Annotated in this window: 18 protein-coding genes; 9 read left to right on the top strand and 9 right to left on the bottom strand. The window is 56.7% G+C overall.

The window, feature by feature from the left end; translation table 11 throughout:
- Positions 1-98: 98 nt before the first annotated feature.
- Together norW and norV are read right to left on the bottom strand one after the other, a co-directional pair.
- Positions 99-1,232, bottom strand: coding sequence for an NADH:flavorubredoxin reductase NorW (gene norW, locus ACN9MQ_RS17710; protein ID WP_073396503.1), 1,134 nt, complete (start codon positions 1,230-1,232; stop codon positions 99-101).
- On the bottom strand, positions 1,229-2,668 hold the full coding sequence (gene norV, locus ACN9MQ_RS17705) for an anaerobic nitric oxide reductase flavorubredoxin (protein ID WP_073396505.1): 1,440 nt from the start codon (positions 2,666-2,668) through the stop codon (positions 1,229-1,231). The genes norW and norV overlap by 4 nt, the downstream gene beginning before the upstream one ends.
- A gap of 187 nt (positions 2,669-2,855) precedes the next feature.
- Here norV and norR point away from each other — a divergent pair, with 187 nt between their 5' ends.
- Complete coding sequence (gene norR, locus ACN9MQ_RS17700; RefSeq protein ID WP_041162991.1) at positions 2,856-4,370, top strand: nitric oxide reductase transcriptional regulator NorR; 1,515 nt, start codon at positions 2,856-2,858, stop codon at positions 4,368-4,370.
- Here norR and gutQ read toward each other — a convergent pair.
- The 7 genes from gutQ to srlA all read right to left on the bottom strand — a co-directional run bounded on the left by gutQ (position 4,367) and on the right by srlA (position 9,272).
- Positions 4,367-5,332, bottom strand: coding sequence for an arabinose-5-phosphate isomerase GutQ (gene gutQ, locus ACN9MQ_RS17695; RefSeq protein WP_426021183.1), 966 nt, complete (start codon positions 5,330-5,332; stop codon positions 4,367-4,369). The two genes, norR and gutQ, sit on opposite strands and share 4 nt — an antisense overlap.
- On the bottom strand, positions 5,325-6,098 hold the full coding sequence (gene srlR, locus ACN9MQ_RS17690) for a glucitol operon DNA-binding transcriptional repressor SrlR (RefSeq protein WP_014171348.1): 774 nt from the start codon (positions 6,096-6,098) through the stop codon (positions 5,325-5,327). The genes gutQ and srlR overlap by 8 nt, the downstream gene beginning before the upstream one ends.
- Positions 6,099-6,161: 63 nt before the next feature.
- Positions 6,162-6,521 carry a transcriptional regulator GutM gene (gene gutM, locus ACN9MQ_RS17685; protein WP_020883847.1) on the bottom strand — a complete coding sequence of 120 codons (360 nt, stop codon included), beginning with the start codon at positions 6,519-6,521 and terminating at the stop codon, positions 6,162-6,164.
- Positions 6,522-6,582: 61 nt separating this feature from the next.
- Positions 6,583-7,362, bottom strand: coding sequence for a sorbitol-6-phosphate dehydrogenase (gene srlD / locus ACN9MQ_RS17680; RefSeq protein WP_014171346.1), 780 nt, complete (start codon positions 7,360-7,362; stop codon positions 6,583-6,585).
- 15 nt (positions 7,363-7,377) lie between these two features.
- Positions 7,378-7,740 (bottom strand): PTS glucitol/sorbitol transporter subunit IIA, encoded by a 363-nt coding sequence (gene srlB, locus ACN9MQ_RS17675; protein WP_020883848.1) that lies wholly within the window; start codon positions 7,738-7,740, stop codon positions 7,378-7,380.
- Between the two features lie 12 nt (positions 7,741-7,752).
- Positions 7,753-8,712 (bottom strand): PTS glucitol/sorbitol transporter subunit IIB, encoded by a 960-nt coding sequence (gene srlE / locus ACN9MQ_RS17670; protein WP_014171344.1) that lies wholly within the window; start codon positions 8,710-8,712, stop codon positions 7,753-7,755.
- On the bottom strand, positions 8,709-9,272 hold the full coding sequence (gene srlA, locus ACN9MQ_RS17665; RefSeq protein ID WP_014171343.1) for a PTS glucitol/sorbitol transporter subunit IIC: 564 nt from the start codon (positions 9,270-9,272) through the stop codon (positions 8,709-8,711). The genes srlE and srlA overlap by 4 nt, the downstream gene beginning before the upstream one ends.
- A gap of 274 nt (positions 9,273-9,546) precedes the next feature.
- Between srlA and mltB the strand changes: the two genes are divergently transcribed.
- From mltB to alaS, 8 genes are all read left to right on the top strand, one after another.
- Positions 9,547-10,647, top strand: coding sequence for a lytic murein transglycosylase B (gene mltB / locus ACN9MQ_RS17660; RefSeq protein ID WP_025203388.1), 1,101 nt, complete (start codon positions 9,547-9,549; stop codon positions 10,645-10,647).
- A 248-nt stretch (positions 10,648-10,895) separates the two neighbouring features.
- Positions 10,896-11,549 carry a metal ABC transporter ATP-binding protein gene (locus ACN9MQ_RS17655; RefSeq protein WP_073396508.1) on the top strand — a complete coding sequence of 218 codons (654 nt, stop codon included), beginning with the start codon at positions 10,896-10,898 and terminating at the stop codon, positions 11,547-11,549.
- Positions 11,546-12,406 (top strand): metal ABC transporter permease, encoded by an 861-nt coding sequence (locus tag ACN9MQ_RS17650; RefSeq protein ID WP_025203390.1) that lies wholly within the window; start codon positions 11,546-11,548, stop codon positions 12,404-12,406. Before ACN9MQ_RS17655 ends, ACN9MQ_RS17650 begins: the two co-directional genes overlap by 4 nt.
- A gap of 14 nt (positions 12,407-12,420) precedes the next feature.
- On the top strand, positions 12,421-13,299 hold the full coding sequence (locus tag ACN9MQ_RS17645; RefSeq protein WP_020883853.1) for a metal ABC transporter substrate-binding protein: 879 nt from the start codon (positions 12,421-12,423) through the stop codon (positions 13,297-13,299).
- A 130-nt stretch (positions 13,300-13,429) separates the two neighbouring features.
- Positions 13,430-13,927 (top strand): nicotinamide-nucleotide amidase, encoded by a 498-nt coding sequence (gene pncC / locus ACN9MQ_RS17640; RefSeq protein WP_020883854.1) that lies wholly within the window; start codon positions 13,430-13,432, stop codon positions 13,925-13,927.
- A gap of 89 nt (positions 13,928-14,016) precedes the next feature.
- Complete coding sequence (recA, locus tag ACN9MQ_RS17635) at positions 14,017-15,075, top strand: recombinase RecA (protein ID WP_020883855.1); 1,059 nt, start codon at positions 14,017-14,019, stop codon at positions 15,073-15,075.
- Positions 15,076-15,143: 68 nt separating this feature from the next.
- Complete coding sequence (recX, locus tag ACN9MQ_RS17630) at positions 15,144-15,644, top strand: recombination regulator RecX (RefSeq protein WP_014171334.1); 501 nt, start codon at positions 15,144-15,146, stop codon at positions 15,642-15,644.
- Between the two features lie 131 nt (positions 15,645-15,775).
- Complete coding sequence (alaS, locus tag ACN9MQ_RS17625; RefSeq protein WP_025203392.1) at positions 15,776-18,403, top strand: alanine--tRNA ligase; 2,628 nt, start codon at positions 15,776-15,778, stop codon at positions 18,401-18,403.
- Positions 18,404-18,455: the final 52 nt, after the last annotated feature.

The following is an 18,455-nucleotide window of genomic DNA, read 5'->3' as shown; positions in this document are numbered from 1 at the left end:
GTTATCTGGCTAAACGACGTTGAAAAAAAAGCCCCGGGACATCGGGGCTGTGGACCATAAAATCCAAAGGTTACGTTAGCGTGGCAGGCGAATCAGCGTTAAGCGGGTAATGATTTCAGCAGAGCGAAAGCCTCTTTCATCCGGTCTTCGCTCACTACAAAGGCGCGCATCTGTCCTTCGCTGTCGCACCCACGAGCCACCATTCCCTGAGGTTCAATGGTGAGTTGCCAGTGCAGGTCCGGACGCTCGGTTTCGCCTGCCAGGTGCAGCGGGAGCGCTGGCGTTTTTACTTTTACCAGCATGGCGGGTAATTTCAGTGGCGCACTGCCGCCAGACAGGTTTTTCGCGAGGTACATGGCGCTCAGTTGAATGGGCTGCAGGAAGGGCAGGACCTGTCCGTTAATTTCAGCGCAGTCACCCAGGGCGTAAATATCGGGCTGCGTGGTTTGCAGGTAGCTGTCTACCTTCACGCCACGGCCTGTTTCCGCGCCGGCGCGATGCGCCAGCGCCGTTTCCGGACGCAGGCCCGTGGCGGCAACCACCACATCCACCTCAACGCTGCGGCTGCGGTCGAGCGTTGCATGAATCCCACTCCCGGTTTTCTTCAGGCTTTGCAGCTGGGATTTCAGCAGCAGATGTACGCCCATATCGGTCAGACGATGCTGTAAGCGACTACTTACTTCTGCAGGCATCAGCGCCGACAAAATGCTTGCCGCATGGTCGACCAGGGTGACGGATTTACCCGCCCGGTTAAAATCCATCGCCAGCTCTGTGCCAATCAACCCTGCGCCGACAATCATCACCCGCTTCGCGTCACGCAGCAGGGTTTCACTGGCCTGATACGCCTGCTGGCTGTTGAGGGTGATCATCAGTTCCCGGCCTTCCACCGGCGGGACAAAAGCAGACGCCCCTGTCGCCAGTACCAGCTTGTCGTATTGCCAGGTTTTGTCTTTTGCTTTCACCACATGGGCGGCGGCGTCGATATCGGTTATCCAGGTGTGCGGAAATAACCGCAGACTAAACTGTTCCGCGAACGCCCCTGCGGTCTGGCGGGTGAGGTCTTCGGCTCGCTGATTCTGGCTGATAACGTGGCTTAAATCAGGCTTGTTGTACTCGTCCATGCTGTCGGCGGCAATGAGCGTCAACGGCACGCTGGCGTCTTGCTTGCGAATGTTTTTCACCAGCTGGCGGGCGGCAAAGCCCGAGCCGATGATAACGATACCGTGGTTCATTGTGCCTCCGTTGCCAGTTCGCCAAAGACCTCTTTTCCCAGGGAACATTCCGGGCAGAGGAAATTGTCCGGCACGTCGCACCAGGGGGTACCGGGGGCAACATCCTGCAGCGGCTCGCCCTGTGCCGGGTCGTAAATCCACTGGCAGACGCTGCACTGCATGCGAGGGCCAACGTCAGCGACCGCTGTGGCGCAGGCTTGCTGCGGCGCGGGGTTTTTAGCGTTCATGTCGGGGAGCGGCGCGAGCGCCCACTGACGCGCAATGTCACGGCCATGCTGGCGACACAATTCAAGCGCGTCGATGTCCGGACGCCATTTCGCCTTCAGGCTCATGGACATCTCAAAACCGGCGTCCTGCAAACGCGTGGAGAGCCGGTCTACTGCGCCGCCGCTCCAGCCGTGGGAGCCAAATGCGCTGGCCCGTTTATTACGAAAGCGCAGGCCGGTCATCTCTTCCACAAGGCCTGCAATTTTCGGCATCATCACGTTGTTCATCGTGGAGGTGCCCACCAGCACGCCCTTGGAGCGGAAGACGTTGGTCAGGATCTCGTTTTTATCGCTACGCGCCACGTTGAAGATTTTCACCGCCACGTTCGGGTCGACTTCGTTAATACCCTGCGCAATGGCGTCCGCCATCATGCGGGTGTTATTAGACATGGTGTCGTAGAAAAGCGTGATACGGTCTTCCTGATAATCCGCGGCCCATTTGAGGTACAGCTCCACGATCTGGGTGGGGTTTTCGCGCCACACCACGCCGTGAGAGGTGGCTATCATATCCACGGGCAGGTTAAAGCCGAGGATTTCGGTGATTTTTGGCGTCACCAGACGGCTGAACGGCGTCAGGATATTGGCGTAGTAGCGCTGACACTGTTCGAATAGCTCAGTTTGATCCACTTCGTCGTTAAACAGGCGCTCGTCACAATAGTGCTGGCCGAAGGCATCGTTGCTGAACAGCACCGCATCGCCGGTCATGTAGGTCATCATACTGTCGGGCCAATGCAGCATCGGGGTTTCAACGAAGATCAGCTGTTTGCCGTTGCCGATATCCAGCGTGTCGCCGGTTTTGACGGTGTGGAAATTCCACTCCGGGTGGTGGTGATGGCCGTTAATCGAGTCGATGGCGTTGGTGGTGCAGTAAATCGGGGTGTCGGGAATGCAGGACATTAACTCGGTCAGCGCCCCGGCATGATCCTCTTCCGCATGGTTAATGATGATGTAGTCGATATCCGCAAGATCGATTTCACTGCGCAGATTTTGCACGAACTCCCGGCTGAATTTGTGATCGACGGTATCGATGAGCACGTTTTTGCCTTCACGGATGAGATAGCTGTTGTAGCTGCTGCCGCGCAGCGTTTTGTACTCCGTTCCGTGGAAGTCACGCACTTCCCAGTCACGTTGGCCAACCCAATGAATGTTATTTTTAACCAGAATAGACATAGCAACCTCAATTAATACGGCGTTTTTCAAATAAGATGACTAGCCTTTATCAAGTTGCGTGCCAGTTTTTCATGTTGCTGTTTTTTAAGGTTTTTAAATTTTATTACTCGTAATGGGTAGTCAATATGACTATCTGATTTATGGTCATTGTGACAATATGAATGGTCAAAATGACAGTGAGGCGCAGATGAGCTTTTCCGTGGACGTACTGGCAAAAATTGCCATTGAACTGCAAACCGGTATCGGTCATCAGGACCGTTTTCAGAGGCTGATTTCGACGCTGCGCCACGTGCTGGCGTGCGATGCGTCGGCACTGCTGCGCTACGACGCCCGGCAGTTTATTCCGCTGGCTATCGACGGGCTGGCGCAGGACGTTCTTGGGCGACGCTTCTCCCTGGAAGGCCATCCGCGTCTGGAAACCATCGCCCGGGCCGGTGACGTGGTGCGCTTTCCGGCGGACAGTGATTTGCCCGACCCTTACGACGGGCTGATCCCGGGGCAGGAGAGCCTGAAAGTTCATGCCTGTATCGGTCTGCCGCTGTTTGCCGGACAAAACCTGATTGGGGCATTAACCCTCGACGGCCTGTCGCCGGATCAGTTCGACACCTTTAGCGATGAAGAGCTGCGGCTGATTGCCGCGCTGGCCGCCGGTGCGCTGAATAACGCGCTACTGATCGAACAGCTGGAGAGCCAGAACATCCTTCCCGGCAGCCCGTCGGCGTTTGAACCGGTGGCACACACGGAGATGATTGGGCTGTCACCGGGGATGGTGCAGCTAAAAAAAGAGATCGATATCGTGGCGGCCTCGGATTTAAACGTGCTGATTTTCGGGGAAACCGGCACCGGTAAAGAGCTGGTGGCGAAGGGCATCCACGAAGCCTCGCCGCGCGCGGTCAACCCGCTGGTGTACCTCAACTGCGCCGCGCTGCCGGAAAGCGTGGCGGAAAGTGAGCTGTTTGGTCACGTCAAAGGGGCGTTTACCGGGGCGATCAGCAACCGCAGCGGCAAATTCGAAATGGCGGATAACGGCACGTTGTTCCTCGATGAAATTGGCGAACTGTCGCTGTCGCTTCAGGCCAAACTGCTGCGCGTCCTGCAGTACGGCGATATTCAGCGCGTCGGCGACGATCGCAGCCTGAGAGTCAACGTGCGTGTGCTGGCGGCAACCAACCGTGACCTGCGCGAAGAGGTGTTGGCCGGGAATTTCCGCGCTGACCTGTACCATCGTCTGAGCGTGTTTCCGCTTACCGTGCCGCCGCTACGCGAGCGCGGCGACGATGTGGTGCTGCTGGCGGGGTTTTTCTGCGAGCAATGTCGGTTACGAATGGGGCTTTCCCGCGTGGTATTAAGCCCCGGCGCGCGAGCCCATCTGATGCGCTACGGCTGGCCGGGTAACGTACGCGAACTGGAACATGCGATTCACCGCGCCGTGGTGCTGGCGCGGGCGACACGTTCGGGAGATGAGGTGGTGATCCACGCGCGGCATTTCGCATTGCGCGATGATACCGCTTCGTTCGTTACGCCTGCCACGCCGGAAATGGCCCATGAGAACCTGCGGGACGCAACGGAAGCGTTTCAGCGTCAGACTATCGCCCGCGCGCTGGAGCAGAATAACCGCAGCTGGGCGGCGTGCGCGCGAGCGCTGGAAATGGACGTCGCCAACCTGCACCGGCTGGCGAAACGTCTGGGACTCAAAGGTTAAATAATCCCGGCCTGGTAGAAATCCTGCAGGTTGATGGCGCCGCACAGCTTGCCGTGCTCATCCACCACCGGCGCGGCGGTGATTTTGCGTTTCATCAGCACCTCTTTGGCTTCGATGGCGCGGCTCTCGGCGTTCAGGGTCAGCCCGCCCCGGGTCATCGCTTCCGAAATCTGGGATTCCAGCTTGCCGCCGCCCACCAGCCAGCGGCGCAGGTCGCCGTCGGTAAACACGCCTTTAACGCTACCGGTTTCATCGCACACCGCTACCAGACCCAGCCCGGTGCGGCTCAGTTCCAGCATCGCATCCATTACGCTGGTGTTGAGTTTGACCTGCGGAATGGCCTCGTCGGTCCGCATCAGATGATGAACTTTATTGAGCAGTCGCGCACCGAGCGCGCCCGCCGGGTGCGAGCGGGCAAAATCTTCTTCGTTAAAGCCGCGTGCCTGCATTACCGCCATTGCCAGCGCGTCGCCCATCATCAGCGTATTCACGGTGCTGGAGGTGGGGGCGAGGTGCATCGGGCAGGCTTCGCGCTCAACGGAGATATCAAGCGTGGCCTTGGCCGCCAGTGCCAGCGGTGAGCGGGATTTACCGGTCATCGCCAGCAGCGCGACCGATTTTTCCTGCAGACGCGGGATGATGAGATCCAGCTCTTTGGCCGAACCGGAGTAGGAGATAAACAGCATCACGTCGCGGCTTTCAATCATCCCCAGATCGCCGTGCAGCGCTTCGGCCGGATGCACGAAGAACGCCGGTGTGCCGGTGCTGGCAAGCGTAGCGGCAATCTTTTTGCCGATATGACCGGACTTGCCGATCCCGGAGACCACCACTTTACCTTCGCACTGGATAATGGTGTTTGCCGCGCGCACAAAATCCTCGCCCAGACGTTCCGGCAGGCGGCTGGCTTCCTGCAGCTCCAGCATCAGGGTCTGGCGGCCTGCGTTTAACAGAAAATCACTCATCTCTCTCTCCGGTTACAATCACGTCGATCCCTTTCTCTTCCAGCGCTTTTTTGAACGCCGGGTCGATACCTGCGTCGGTAATGAGCTTATCGACGCTTTCAAGGCTGCAGACAATGTTGGGACTTTTACGGCCAAACTTCGACGAGTCTGCCATCAAAATCACTTCGCGCGCGGCGTTGCACATCGCTTTGCTGACGCTGAACACCTCGTTAAAGGTCGTCACGCCGGCGTTCAAATCGATACCGTCCGTGCCCATAAAGAGTTTATCAAAGCTGAAGTGTTCAAAGGCGTTTTCCGCCAGTTGACCGTGAAACGACGCAGATTTTTTACGGAACGTCCCGCCGGGCATCAGAATGGTTTGCTCGCTGTCGAACTCCGACAGGGCGTTGACGATGTGCAGACTGTTGGTCATCACCGTGATGTTGTTAAAGCGGCTGAGCATCGGGATCATCTGCAGCACGGTGCTGCCTGCATCAAGGATAATGGAGTCGCCATCATGGATAAATTTTACGGCGGCCTCGGCAATCAGCGCTTTCTGGTGAGTATTGATCAGCGTTTTGTGATCGATAGGCGGGTCGGCTTCATCTTTGTTGAGCATCACGCCGCCGTAGGTTCGGATGACTGCACCAGAGTTTTCGAGCAATACCAGATCCTTTCGTATTGTCGTGCCGGTGGTGTCAAAGTAGTGGGCCAGTTCTTCTACCGAGCATTTTCCCTGCTTTTGCAGATGCTCCAGAATGGCCGCCTGACGCTGACGTGGTTTCATAGGCGCTCAATTCCTTAGGTTGCGAAATGATAATTTCGCAAGCTTATCGCGTTCACAACGAAATTATCCATGTTTCAGATTAAGCGCTAATGATAGAGCATTCTGACAGAGCGAATCATGGGGAAAGATCACATCGGGTTGTAATTCCTGCAGCGATATCCCGTTAATCGCCTGGATTTTCGCCGGGCGGGCAAAAACGGTCATCCCGCGCATGATGAGGGAATCGCAGACCCTATTGTGTTCGTCCAGCGCAATGGCAACCACCACGCGCGGTTTGAAACGCCCGCCGGAACGCCCGACGCCCACGCGCCCTTTCTGACACAGGGCATCAAACGCGCGGTTAAACTGGCGGATTTGCCAGCCGCCAAAGATCAGCTGGCACATCCAGGCGATGGCGGCAACGGTAATGAGTGCGGTAACCATACGAGCTCCTTGTTGTTCCCTCTCCCGAAGGAGAGGGGGATACGGGCATCAGCGTGTTCGATCAGAACATCACCTGCCCGCCGGTGACATTAATGGACTGCCCGGTGCAGTAAGAGGCTTTGGGGCTGGCATAAAACAGCAGCATGTTCAGCACGTCCTGATAATCGCAGCCGCGCTTCAGCGGCACTTTGTCGATGTAATACTGCTCCACTTCCTCCTCTTTCAGCCCGAGCTTGGTGGCATATTGCGGCAGCAGGGACTGGAACATCGGCGATTTCAGCAGGTTGCCCAGCATCAGCGAGTGAACGGTAATGCCATATTCGGCCAGATCGAGGGCCAGAGATTGCGTCAGCCCTACGCCGCCAAATTTCGCCGCGCTGTAACCGGAGTTGTGTTTGCTGCCCACTTTGCCCGATTTCGAGTTGATCTGGATGATGCGCCCCTGAATGCCATCGCGGATCATCAGACGGGAAAACTCGCGTGCGCAGAGGAAATAGCCCACCAGGTTAACCTGCAGGGAGCGGTCGAAGTCCCCCAGTTCGAAATCGCTGATAAAGGCCGCTTTGGCTATCCCTGCGCTGTATACCAGCAGGTCGGTACGGCCAAAAATCTCGTCCACGCCGCGGGCCAGCGCCATCACGCTCTGCTCGCTGGTGGCATCAGCACCAAATCCGTAGGCCATCCCTTCACCCAATTCGGTGTTGATGGTGTCCGCCACGCGTGCGGCTTTTTCACTCTGAATATCCACTACCGCCACGCGGTAACCCTCTGCAGCAAGCCCACGGCAGAGGAACTCGCCTAAGGTTTGTCCCCCACCAATGACAACGGCAACCTGACTCATATCTTTCTCCTTAAATTACGCAACAAACTTCAACGTGCAGCCTGGGGTGACAGCCTGCGGAACCGGGCCATCCACATGAACCGTACCGGGATATTCCGCCTGCGGCTGGCCATCAAAACGCAGGGTGATATGGCCGAGCTCCCGCAGGTTTTGTCCGGCCACGTCGCCGACGGCGGTCACGGCGTAGCGCGCGTCGCCCAACTCCAGCTGACTCCCGGCCTTCAGCTCGCCGTTCATCTCGCCGTGACAGTGGATAAAGCAAAACTCTTCGATATCCGCGGGCGCGCCTTCGCGGAAGGTAATCAGCATCTTGTCGCTGAGCGCATCGGCCGCGCTCTGGCCAATGCGGGTGATGGTGGTCTGGTAAATTACGGTCATCACAGGAACCTCTTATTGGTAAATAAAGCCGGAGACAAACCAGGCAATCAGCACCGTCGGTGCGCCGGTCAGGAAACGGCTGACCAGTACAGAGGGCACGCCAACGCGCACGGTGTCCTGGCGCGCTTCCGCCAGCGACAGCCCGACAGGAATGAAATCACACGCCGCCTGGGCGTTAATGGCAAACAGGGCGGGCAGAGCCAGATGCGGGGGAATGTTGCCAAGGCCAATCTGCACGCCAATCAGCACGCCGATAACCTGCGCAATGACCGCGCCTGGGCCGAGAAACGGCGACAGCAGCGGGAAGGAGCAGATCAGCGCCAGCGTCACCAGCCCGAGCGGGTGGCTCGCCAGCGGGGCGAGGCCGTGAGCAATCCAGTCGCCAAGACCCGAGGCCATGATGATGCCGATCAGCGCCGAAACGAATGCCATAAACGGCAGAATGGTTTTCAGCACCGTGTCGATGGTGTCGCGCCCGGACTGGAACAGCACGGCCACGGCAGAGCCCATCCCCATTCCGACTTTTGCCAGCAGGCCGTCACTCTGTTCGGTGATTTTTTTACTCGTGTCGTAATCACGCGGGGCCGCTTTCTGAGGGGCAGCAGACCCTTGTGCCAGGTGAATGTTTTCCTCCTTCACGCCGGAGACGTAAATGTCCTCCAGGATGTACTGCGCCAGCGGACCTGATTTACCGGTGGAATGGATATTCACGGTAGGAATACGCCGCTTGGGGTAGATGCCGCAGCGCAGCGTGCCGCCGCAGTCAATCACCGCCACGCCAATTTCCGCTTCAGGCGGTTCGCCCTCTTTGAAGCCGTCGACCGCTTCCCAGCCGGTCAGCTCACGCAGTTTGTCGACAATGGCCGGACGTGTGCCTGCGGTGATATAGACGATTTTTTTGCCTTCAGTGGCGTCGAATTCCAGCGGGCCGCCCCAGCCGCCCGTTCCTTTTTCAATGCGAATACGGCTCATGCTGCGGCTCCTGAAAGATGGACTTTCTGTTCAAGCTGGATACCCATTTTCTTCTCGAAAATGGCGGTGGTGAGGTCCGTGACCCAGCCGCGGAAAAAGTTGGTGACCAGACCGACCAGCAGATAACTCACCGCCAGCGGACCGAGCGGCAGGCCAAGCGTGGTCAGGCCGCTGGCAATGCCCAGATAGACAAACAGCTCGCCGGGGTTGATATGCGGGAACAGGCCATTCATGGAGTGGCAGCTGTAGGAGGCTGCGGCGTAATAGCTGGGCTTGTATTTTTCAGGCATAAAGCGGCCGAGGCTCAGCGTCATCGGGTTGCAAAAAACAAACGTGCCGATGAAGGGCAGAACCAGGTAACGGGACAGCGGATTGCCGGCGCAGCGCTGGGCAAAGCGTTCAATGCGTTGCTGGCCGATAAAGTTAATCAGCGCGTTCATTATGACCAGCAGGCTAATCAGCAGGGGCAGGATCCCGGTCACCATGCCGGTGAACACTTCTCCGCCTTTCTGAAACAGCCCGATGAACCACTCGGCGCCGTGGGTGATGGTTTCTATCATTCTTCTCTCCTGTGGGGCTTTTTTGTTTTTGTATAACCGAGGCTAATAATAATCACTTTGAAAGGTTTTAAAGTGTTAATTAGATCTCACAATGAAAGAAAAATGGATTATTTTGAAAGTTAATTGACGGTGGGAGTCTTGGGTGGACGAAAATTGCACAGATTTGCGATGGGGTGCGTAAAGATTTGGTGGGGGAGGTGCGTACCACTTCCTTGAGGTGTTGCGGATGCTTTACCATACTGGGTTCTTATCGAACCCGTTAAATGGATGTCACATGTTCAAGCGTCGTTATGCAGCGTTATTACCTGCGCTTATTCTGCTGTCTGCCTGTAGTAGCAAACCCAAGACCGAAGCCGTGCAGCAAACGGCTGGCGCGCCTTCCGGAGGATTCCTGCTGGAGCCGCAGCATAATATGATGCAGATGGGCGGCGACTTTGCGAATAACCCGGCGGCCGAGCAGTTCATCGATAAAATGGTGAGCAAACACGGTTTTGACCGCCAGCAACTGCATGAAATTCTGTCGCAGGCGAAGCGACTGGATTATGTTCTGCGTTTGATGGATCGCCAGGCACCGACGGCTCAGGTACCGACCGGGCCAAATGGCGCATGGCTGCGTTATCGCAAACAGTTTATTACGCCGGATAACGTGCAAAATGGCGTGGTCTTCTGGAACCAATATGAAGATGCGCTGAACCGTGCGTGGCAGGTGTATGGCGTACCGCCTGAAATCATCGTCGGGATTATCGGCGTGGAAACCCGCTGGGGCCGCGTGATGGGCAAAACCCGTATCCTCGATGCGCTGGCGACGCTCTCCTTCAACTACCCGCGTCGCGCTGAATATTTCTCGTCTGAACTGGAAACCTTCCTGCTGATGGCGCGCAATGAACAAGATGACCCGTTAGATCTCAAAGGCTCGTTTGCCGGTGCGATGGGCTACGGCCAGTTTATGCCGTCCTCCTATAAGCAATATGCCGTCGACTTTAACGGAGATGGTCATATCAACCTGTGGGATCCGGTGGATGCCATCGGCAGCGTGGCGAACTACTTTAAAGCGCACGGCTGGGTGCCGGGCGGTCAGGTGGCGGTGCAGGCTAACGGCCAGGCTCCAGGGCTTGAGAACGGCTTTAAAACCAACTACAGCGTTTCGCAGCTGGCCGCTGCAGGCTTAACGCCAACGCAGCCGCTGGGAAATACGCAACAGGCGAGCCTGCTGCGTCTGGATGTCGGTACGGGTTATCAGTACTGGTACGGGCTGCCTAACTTCTACACCATCACCCGCTATAACCACAGCACTCACTATGCGATGGCCGTATGGCAGCTGGGGCTGGCGGTGTCACAGGCGCGCGTGCCTGCCGCGTCGCCGTTCAGTCAGTAACGCTTGATGTTCAACCCTCTTCCGCCGGGAGAGGGTTGGGCTGATATCCAGAAACATTTCGCCACACTCCCGTTAATCTCCGCTCATTTACATCCGCATTATCTTTCATTATTGTTATGTTATAACATTTGATGTGGTGATGAGATGTCTACTTCCTTTTTTTCTCTGTCTGCGCCGGTCCGGCTTCTGATGGCGCTGGCGCTGATTGTCTTTATCGGACTGGCCGCGTGCTGGGCGGTGGCATTGCCATGATTGTGATGAATCAACTCACGGCGGGTTACGACCGCGAGCCGGTCGCGCGTCCTCTGTCCGGTGTGATTGAATGCGGGAGCATGACCGCCATCCTCGGGGCCAACGGCTGCGGTAAATCAACGCTTCTGAAAACCCTCGCCGGGTTTATCCCGCCGGTAAGCGGCCGTTTTCACTGGCAGAAAAAACGCCCGGTAATGGGCTGGCTGGCACAGCGTCATGCCCTGGAGGCGCAATTTCCGCTAACCGTGCAGGATGTGGTCAGCATGGGCTGCTGGCCTGAAGCGTCGCTTTTTTCTGGCCTTCGCCGTGAAATGCGGCTGCGCATTGCCGGTGCGCTTGAGCGGGTGGGGCTTGGAACGATGGCGCTAACGACCATTGATGAACTCTCCGGCGGTCAGTTTCAGCGCATGCTGTTCGCGCGGGTATTAGTGCAGCAGGCACCGCTGGTCATGCTCGATGAGCCCTTTACCGGCGTTGATGAAGCCACCTGCAATGTGCTGATGGACCTGATGCTGGAAATGTATATGCAGGGGCAAACGGTGCTTGCGGTGCTGCACGACAGCGAGCGTGTATCGCGCCACTTCCCGCAGACGTTACGGCTGGACGCTGACATTCCCCAGTGGAAAACCGAGCGGGTGAGGGTGGCATGATCTGGCATATCTTTTTTCAGCCTTTTATTGAGTATGGCTTTATGCGCCGCGCGCTGGTGGTTTGCCTGGCGTTGTCCGTCAGTACCACTGCTCTGGGCGTTTTCCTTCAGCTGCGCCGGATGAGTCTGATGGGCGATGCCCTCTCTCACGCCATTTTACCCGGCGTCGCGGTGGGGTATTTGCTCAGCGGTATGTCGCTGCTGGCCATGAGCGTGGGAGGCTTTATTGCCGGTATTACCGTGGCGCTGGTGGCCGGGCTGGTCAGCCGTCGAACGCCGCTTAAAGAGGACGCCAGTTTTGCCGGGTTCTATCTTGGTTCGCTGGCGCTGGGCGTCACGCTGGTATCACTGCGCGGTTCGAACGTCGATCTTCTGCACCTGTTGTTTGGCTCCATCCTGGCGGTGGATAACGATGCCGCGCTGTTTGTGGCAGGCGTTTGCATGTTCACCCTTATCACGCTGGCGATTTTCTACCGTGGGCTGGTGACCGAGGCCTTTGACACCGCCTGGCTGCAGGTAAACGCCCGCCATGTTCCCGGCTTATTACACGGCCTGTTTCTGGCGCTGCTGGTGCTTAACCTCGTTGCCGGTTTTCAGGTGCTTGGCACGTTGATGGCGGTCGGGCTGATGATGCTCCCTGCGGTAGCGGCACGCTGCTGGGCACGCACCTTACCCGGACTGCTATTGATGGCGGGTATCAGCGGTATTTTCTGCGCGTGGCTCGGACTCAGTCTCTCCTGGGCCGCCAGCCTGCCCGCGGGGCCATCCATCGTGCTTACCGCCAGCGCGCTGTTCTTTATTTCCATTTTATTTGGCACGCGCAGCAGGCTGGCTGGCAGCCTGCGTGCGCTTTTTTAACGCAAGGGGAAACGATGAAACGTACGGGATTCGTAGTGGCGCTCGCGCTAGGGATGATGTCGCAAACGGTGATGGCGAAAACGCTCAATGTGGTGACCAGCTTTTCCATTCTGGGGGATATGACCCGGGAGGTGGGCGGTGACCATGTGAACGTCACGACGCTGGTAGGGCCGGACGGCGATCCGCATACCTTCGAGCCCTCGCCAAAAGATAGCGCGGCGCTAAGCAAGGCAGATGTTGTGGTGGTCAATGGTCTGGGACTGGAAGGGTGGCTGGATCGTCTGGTGAAAGCCTCCGGGTTCAAAGGCCAGCTGGTGGTGGCGTCGCGTGGTGTGCAGACGCATACCCTCGAAGAAGAGGGCAAAACCGTCACTGACCCGCACGCCTGGAACAGCGCGGCGAACGGGGCGCTGTACGCGCAAAATATTCTCAACGGGCTGGTGAAAGCCGACCCAGAAGATAAAACCGCACTGGAAGCGACCGGAAAACCGTACATCGCGCAGCTTAAGCAGCTGGATAGCTGGGCCAAAACGCGTTTTAGCCAGATCCCGCTGGTGAAACGTAAAGTGCTGACCAGTCATGACGCGTTCGGCTATTTCAGCCGCGCCTACGGGGTGACGTTTATGGCGCCCCAGGGGTTGTCATCAGAGAGCGAGGCCAGCGCGGCACAGGTCGCTGAGATCATTAATCAGATTAAAGCGGACGGCGTGAAAACCTGGTTTATGGAAAACCAGCTCGACCCGCGGCTGGTTAAACAGATTGCTACAGCTACCGGCGCGCAGCCGGGAGGCGAGCTTTACCCGGAAGCGCTCTCGGCAAAAGGGGGCGTGGCAGAGACCTACGTTAAGGCGTTCCGCCACAATGTGGATACCCTCGCTGACAGCATGAAATAATCCTCGCCACCGCCGGTGCGCTCGCATCGGCTTTTTTCTGAAGCCCCCTCGTAAATCCCGCAGCGCATCCCCATATCTGACGAGAAAGTGCTATCTTGTGCTGCATGTTTTTCTAAGGCCTGGAGCGAGAATGACTGACCATGAATTGATGCAGCTTAGCGAAGTGGTAGGGCTGGCGCTTAAGCAACGCGGGGCGACCCTCACCACCGCGGAGTCCTGCACCGGCGGCTGGGTGGCGAAAGCGATTACCGATATTGCCGGCAGTTCCGCCTGGTTTGAACGTGGTTTTGTGACCTACAGTAATGAAGCTAAAGCGCAAATGATCGGCGTGCGGGAATCTACGCTCGAACAGCATGGCGCGGTCAGCGAGCCGGTGGTGATTGAGATGGCTATTGGTGCGCTCAAAGAGGCGCGCGCGGATTATGCAATATCGATTAGCGGCATCGCGGGCCCGGACGGGGGCAGTGACGTGAAGCCTGTCGGCACCGTCTGGTTTGGTTTTGCTACCGCCAGAGGAGAAGGGATCACCCGCCGGGAGTGCTTTAGCGGCGATCGCGAAAGCGTGCGTCGTCAGGCAACCGTTTATGCATTAAAAACGCTCTGGCAACAATTTCTACAAAATACTTGATACTGTATGACCATACAGTATAATTGCACCAACAGAACAGAAATCCACGGTGAAGCACAGTCGCTTCTCCCGGCATGACAGGAGTAATAATGGCTATCGACGAAAACAAACAGAAAGCGTTGGCGGCAGCACTGGGCCAGATCGAAAAGCAATTCGGTAAAGGCTCCATCATGCGCCTGGGTGAAGACCGTTCCATGGATGTGGAAACTATCTCCACCGGTTCGCTTTCTCTGGATATCGCGCTGGGCGCTGGCGGCCTGCCAATGGGCCGTATCGTAGAAATCTACGGGCCCGAGTCCTCAGGTAAAACAACCCTGACGCTGCAGGTTATCGCTGCGGCACAGCGTGAAGGTAAAACCTGTGCGTTTATCGATGCCGAGCACGCGCTGGACCCTGTTTATGCTCGTAAGCTGGGCGTTGATATCGACAACCTGCTGTGTTCTCAGCCGGACACCGGTGAGCAGGCGCTGGAAATTTGTGACGCGCTGGCCCGTTCCGGTGCGGTTGACGTTATCGTGGTCGACTCCGTTGCTGCTCTGACGCCAAAAGCTGAAATCGAAGGCGAAATTGGTGACTCTCACATGGGCCTCGCGGCACGTATGATGAGCCAGGCAATGCGTAAGCTGGCCGGTAACCTGAAGCAGTCCAACACGCTGCTGATCTTCATCAACCAGATCCGTATGAAAATTGGTGTGATGTTCGGTAACCCGGAAACCACTACCGGTGGTAACGCGCTGAAATTCTACGCGTCTGTCCGTCTGGATATCCGCCGTATCGGCGCGGTGAAAGAAGGTGAAAACGTGGTGGGTAGCGAAACCCGCGTGAAGGTTGTGAAGAACAAAATCGCAGCGCCGTTCAAACAGGCTGAATTCCAGATCCTCTACGGTGAAGGTATCAACTTCTACGGCGAACTGGTTGACCTGGGCGTGAAAGAGAAGCTGATTGAAAAAGCGGGCGCATGGTACAGCTACAACGGCGACAAGATTGGTCAGGGTAAAGCAAATGCAATCTCCTGGCTGAAAGAGAACCCGGCTGCGGCGAAAGAAATTGAGAAGAAAGTGCGTGAGCTTCTGCTGAACAACCAGGACGGTACGCCTGATTTCGTGGTGGATAACGCGGGTGCTGAAGAAACCAACGAAGATTTCTAATTCTCTCGTTTAAAGATGAAGGGCTGCTAATGCGGCCCTTTTTGCATTTCTGAATCAGCAGGTTTTTTATGAGTGAATCGACTTCACGCCGCCCTGCCTATGCACGCTTACTGGACCGTGCGGTGCGCATTCTTGCCGTCCGTGACCACAGCGAACAGGAGTTGCGGCGAAAACTGTCGGCCCCCGTAATGAGTAAAAACGGGCCGGAAGAGATTGATGCGACTGCGGAAGATTACGACCGCGTCATTGCCTGGTGCTATGAGCACCGCTATCTGGATGACGAGCGTTTCGCTTCCCGGTTTCTTGCCAGCCGTGGCCGCAAAGGATATGGCCCCGCGCGTATCCGCCAGGAGCTGAACCAGAAAGGGGTCGCCCGTGAAACCATTGAAAAGGCCATGCGCGAATGCGACACAGACTGGTGCGCGCTGGCAAAAGAACAGGCCATTCGCAAGTACGGCGAACCCTTGCCACGTGAATTTTCAGAAAAAGTTAAAATCCAGCGCTTTTTGCTCTACCGCGGCTTTCTGATGGAAGATATTCAGGATATCTGGCGTAATTTTGCGGATTGAACGCATGCGGGATTTTACTTCCCACTAAAGAAAACTTATCTTATTCCCACTTTTTCCAGTAGCTGGTCTGTCCAACGTTTTACCGATACAGGCTTGCTACGACATTTCGTTAGCTTGATTTCAGGATAATTATGAGCAAGAGCACCGCTGAGATCCGTCAGGCGTTTCTCGATTTTTTCCATAGTAAGGGACATCAGGTAGTTGCCAGCAGCTCCCTGGTACCGAACAACGATCCGACTCTGCTGTTTACCAACGCCGGGATGAACCAGTTCAAGGATGTGTTCCTTGGTCTCGACAAACGTAATTATTCCCGCGCCACAACCTCACAGCGTTGCGTGCGTGCGGGCGGTAAACACAACGACCTGGAAAACGTCGGTTACACCGCGCGTCACCACACGTTCTTCGAAATGCTGGGTAACTTCAGCTTCGGCGACTATTTCAAACACGATGCCATTCAATATGCGTGGGAACTGCTGACCGGTGAAAACTGGTTCAACCTGCCGAAAGATCGTCTGTGGGTTACCGTCTATGAAACCGATGACGAAGCCTACGAAATCTGGGAAAAAGAGGTTGGTATCCCGCGCGAGCGTATTATTCGCATCGGCGATAACAAAGGCGCACCTTATGCGTCTGACAACTTCTGGCAGATGGGCGATACCGGTCCTTGCGGTCCGTGCACCGAGATCTTCTACGATCACGGCGACCACATCTGGGGTGGTCCTCCAGGCAGCCCGGAAGAAGACGGCGATCGCTACATTGAGATCTGGAACATCGTCTTCATGCAGTTCAACCGTCAGGCTGACGGTACGATGGAGCCGCTACCGAAACCGTCCGTTGATACCGGTATGGGTCTGGAGCGTATCGCGGCTGTTCTGCAGCACGTTAACTCCAACTACGAAATTGACCTGTTCAGCACCCTGATTAAAGCCGTTGCGCAAGTGACGGGTGCAACCGATCTGAACAACAAATCGCTGCGCGTTATTGCAGACCATATCCGTTCCTGCGCGTTCCTGATTGCCGACGGCGTGATCCCGTCGAATGAAAACCGTGGCTATGTGCTGCGTCGTATCATTCGTCGTGCTATCCGTCACGGCAACATGCTGGGCGCGAAGGACACCTTCTTCTATAAACTCGTTGGGCCACTGATTGGCGTGATGGGCGCAGCCGGTGATGAGCTGAAACGTCAGCAGGCGCAGGTTGAGCAGGTTCTGAAAACGGAAGAAGAGCAGTTTGCTCGTACTCTGGAGCGCGGACTGGCGCTGCTGGATGAAGAGCTGGCGAAACTTCAGGGCGATACGCTGGACGGCGAAACCGCTTTCCGCCTGTACGACACCTACGGTTTCCCGGTTGACCTGACGGCGGACGTTTGCCGTGAGCGCAACATCAAAGTGGACGAAGCAGGCTTTGAAGCCGCAATGGAAGAGCAGCGCCGCCGTGCGCGCGAGTCCAGCGGTTTTGGTGCTGACTACAACGCGATGATCCGCGTTGATGGCGCATCAGAATTCAAAGGCTACGAAAATCTGGAACTGACTGGCAAAGTGACCGCCCTGTTTGTTGACGGTAAAGCCGTAGACAGCATCAACGCGGGTCAGGATGCGGTTGTCATTCTGGACAAAACGCCGTTCTACGCGGAATCCGGCGGCCAGGTTGGCGATAAAGGCGAACTGAAAGGCAACGGTTTCAGCTTCAGCGTAAGCGACACGCAGAAATACGGTCAGGCGATTGGCCATCAGGGCAAACTGACTGCCGGTTCTCTGAAAGTGGGCGAGGGTGTTCAGGCGAACGTTGATGAAGCTCGTCGTGCGCGCATTCGTCTGAACCACTCAGCTACGCACCTGATGCACGCTGCCCTGCGTGAAGTTCTGGGAACGCACGTTGCACAGAAAGGTTCTCTGGTTAACGATAAAGTGCTGCGCTTCGACTTCTCTCATTTTGAAGCGATGAAGCCGTCTGAAATCCGCGCGGTGGAAGATCTGGTGAATGCGCAGATCCGTCGTAACCTGCCAATCGAAACCCATATCATGGATCTCGAGGCGGCGAAGAAGAAAGGCGCGATGGCACTGTTCGGCGAGAAATACGACGACCGCGTTCGCGTGCTGAGCATGGGCGACTTCTCGACTGAGCTCTGCGGCGGGACGCATGCCTCCCGTACCGGCGACATTGGTCTGTTCCGCATAGTTTCCGAATCAGGAACGGCGGCGGGCGTGCGTCGTATTGAAGCGGTAACCGGTGAAGGCGCGATTGCCAGCCTGCATGCGCAGAGCGATCAGCTGCACGATATCGCGCAGTTGTTGAAAGGTGATAGCCAGAACCTGGGCGAGAAAGTGCGCGTTGCGCTGGATCGTACGCGTCAGCTGGAAAAAGAGCTGCAGCAGCTGAAAGAGCAGGCTGCGGCGCAGGAGAGTGCAAACCTCTCCAGCAAAGCTGTAGACATTAAGGGTGTCAAACTGCTGGTCAGCGATCTGGCGGGCGTTGAGCCTAAGATGCTGCGTACTATGGTCGACGATCTGAAGAACCAGCTCGGTTCCACAGTTATCGTGCTGGCGACAGTGGCAGAAGGTAAGGTTTCTCTGATTGCGGGCGTCTCTAAGGATGTGACCGACCGCGTAAAAGCAGGGGAACTGATTGGTATGGTCGCCCAGCAGGTGGGCGGTAAGGGTGGCGGTCGTCCGGACATGGCGCAAGCCGGTGGTACGGATGCGGCGGCACTTCCTGCGGCATTGGCCAGTGTTGAAAGCTGGGTGAGCGCGAAACTGTAATAACTACAAAGCACAAGCAGACGCCATAGCGGTAACGTTATGGCGTCTTGTT

Origin of the sequence: Enterobacter sp. R-25 (genome assembly GCF_049913205.1) — a bacterium.
Taxonomy (GTDB): Bacteria; Pseudomonadota; Gammaproteobacteria; order Enterobacterales; family Enterobacteriaceae; genus Enterobacter; species Enterobacter ludwigii.
This window is presented reverse-complemented; position numbering and strand designations above follow the sequence as displayed.

Excerpts from the sequence above, each read along its gene's own strand:
- norW (WP_073396503.1), bottom strand. The coding sequence starts at position 1,232 with ATGAACCACGGTATCGTTATCATCGGCTCGGGCTTTGCCGCCCGCCAG.
- norV (WP_073396505.1), bottom strand. The coding sequence starts at position 2,668 with ATGTCTATTCTGGTTAAAAATAACATTCATTGGGTTGGCCAACGTGAC.
- norR (WP_041162991.1), top strand. The coding sequence starts at position 2,856 with ATGAGCTTTTCCGTGGACGTACTGGCAAAAATTGCCATTGAACTGCAA.
- gutQ (WP_426021183.1), bottom strand. The coding sequence starts at position 5,332 with ATGAGTGATTTTCTGTTAAACGCAGGCCGCCAGACCCTGATGCTGGAG.
- srlR (WP_014171348.1), bottom strand. The coding sequence starts at position 6,098 with ATGAAACCACGTCAGCGTCAGGCGGCCATTCTGGAGCATCTGCAAAAG.
- gutM (WP_020883847.1), bottom strand. The coding sequence starts at position 6,521 with ATGGTTACCGCACTCATTACCGTTGCCGCCATCGCCTGGATGTGCCAG.
- srlD (WP_014171346.1), bottom strand. The coding sequence starts at position 7,362 with ATGAGTCAGGTTGCCGTTGTCATTGGTGGGGGACAAACCTTAGGCGAG.
- srlB (WP_020883848.1), bottom strand. The coding sequence starts at position 7,740 with ATGACCGTAATTTACCAGACCACCATCACCCGCATTGGCCAGAGCGCG.
- srlE (WP_014171344.1), bottom strand. The coding sequence starts at position 8,712 with ATGAGCCGTATTCGCATTGAAAAAGGAACGGGCGGCTGGGGCGGCCCG.
- srlA (WP_014171343.1), bottom strand. The coding sequence starts at position 9,272 with ATGATAGAAACCATCACCCACGGCGCCGAGTGGTTCATCGGGCTGTTT.
- mltB (WP_025203388.1), top strand. The coding sequence starts at position 9,547 with ATGTTCAAGCGTCGTTATGCAGCGTTATTACCTGCGCTTATTCTGCTG.
- ACN9MQ_RS17655 (WP_073396508.1), top strand. The coding sequence starts at position 10,896 with ATGATTGTGATGAATCAACTCACGGCGGGTTACGACCGCGAGCCGGTC.
- ACN9MQ_RS17650 (WP_025203390.1), top strand. The coding sequence starts at position 11,546 with ATGATCTGGCATATCTTTTTTCAGCCTTTTATTGAGTATGGCTTTATG.
- ACN9MQ_RS17645 (WP_020883853.1), top strand. The coding sequence starts at position 12,421 with ATGAAACGTACGGGATTCGTAGTGGCGCTCGCGCTAGGGATGATGTCG.
- pncC (WP_020883854.1), top strand. The coding sequence starts at position 13,430 with ATGACTGACCATGAATTGATGCAGCTTAGCGAAGTGGTAGGGCTGGCG.
- recA (WP_020883855.1), top strand. The coding sequence starts at position 14,017 with ATGGCTATCGACGAAAACAAACAGAAAGCGTTGGCGGCAGCACTGGGC.
- recX (WP_014171334.1), top strand. The coding sequence starts at position 15,144 with ATGAGTGAATCGACTTCACGCCGCCCTGCCTATGCACGCTTACTGGAC.
- alaS (WP_025203392.1), top strand. The coding sequence starts at position 15,776 with ATGAGCAAGAGCACCGCTGAGATCCGTCAGGCGTTTCTCGATTTTTTC.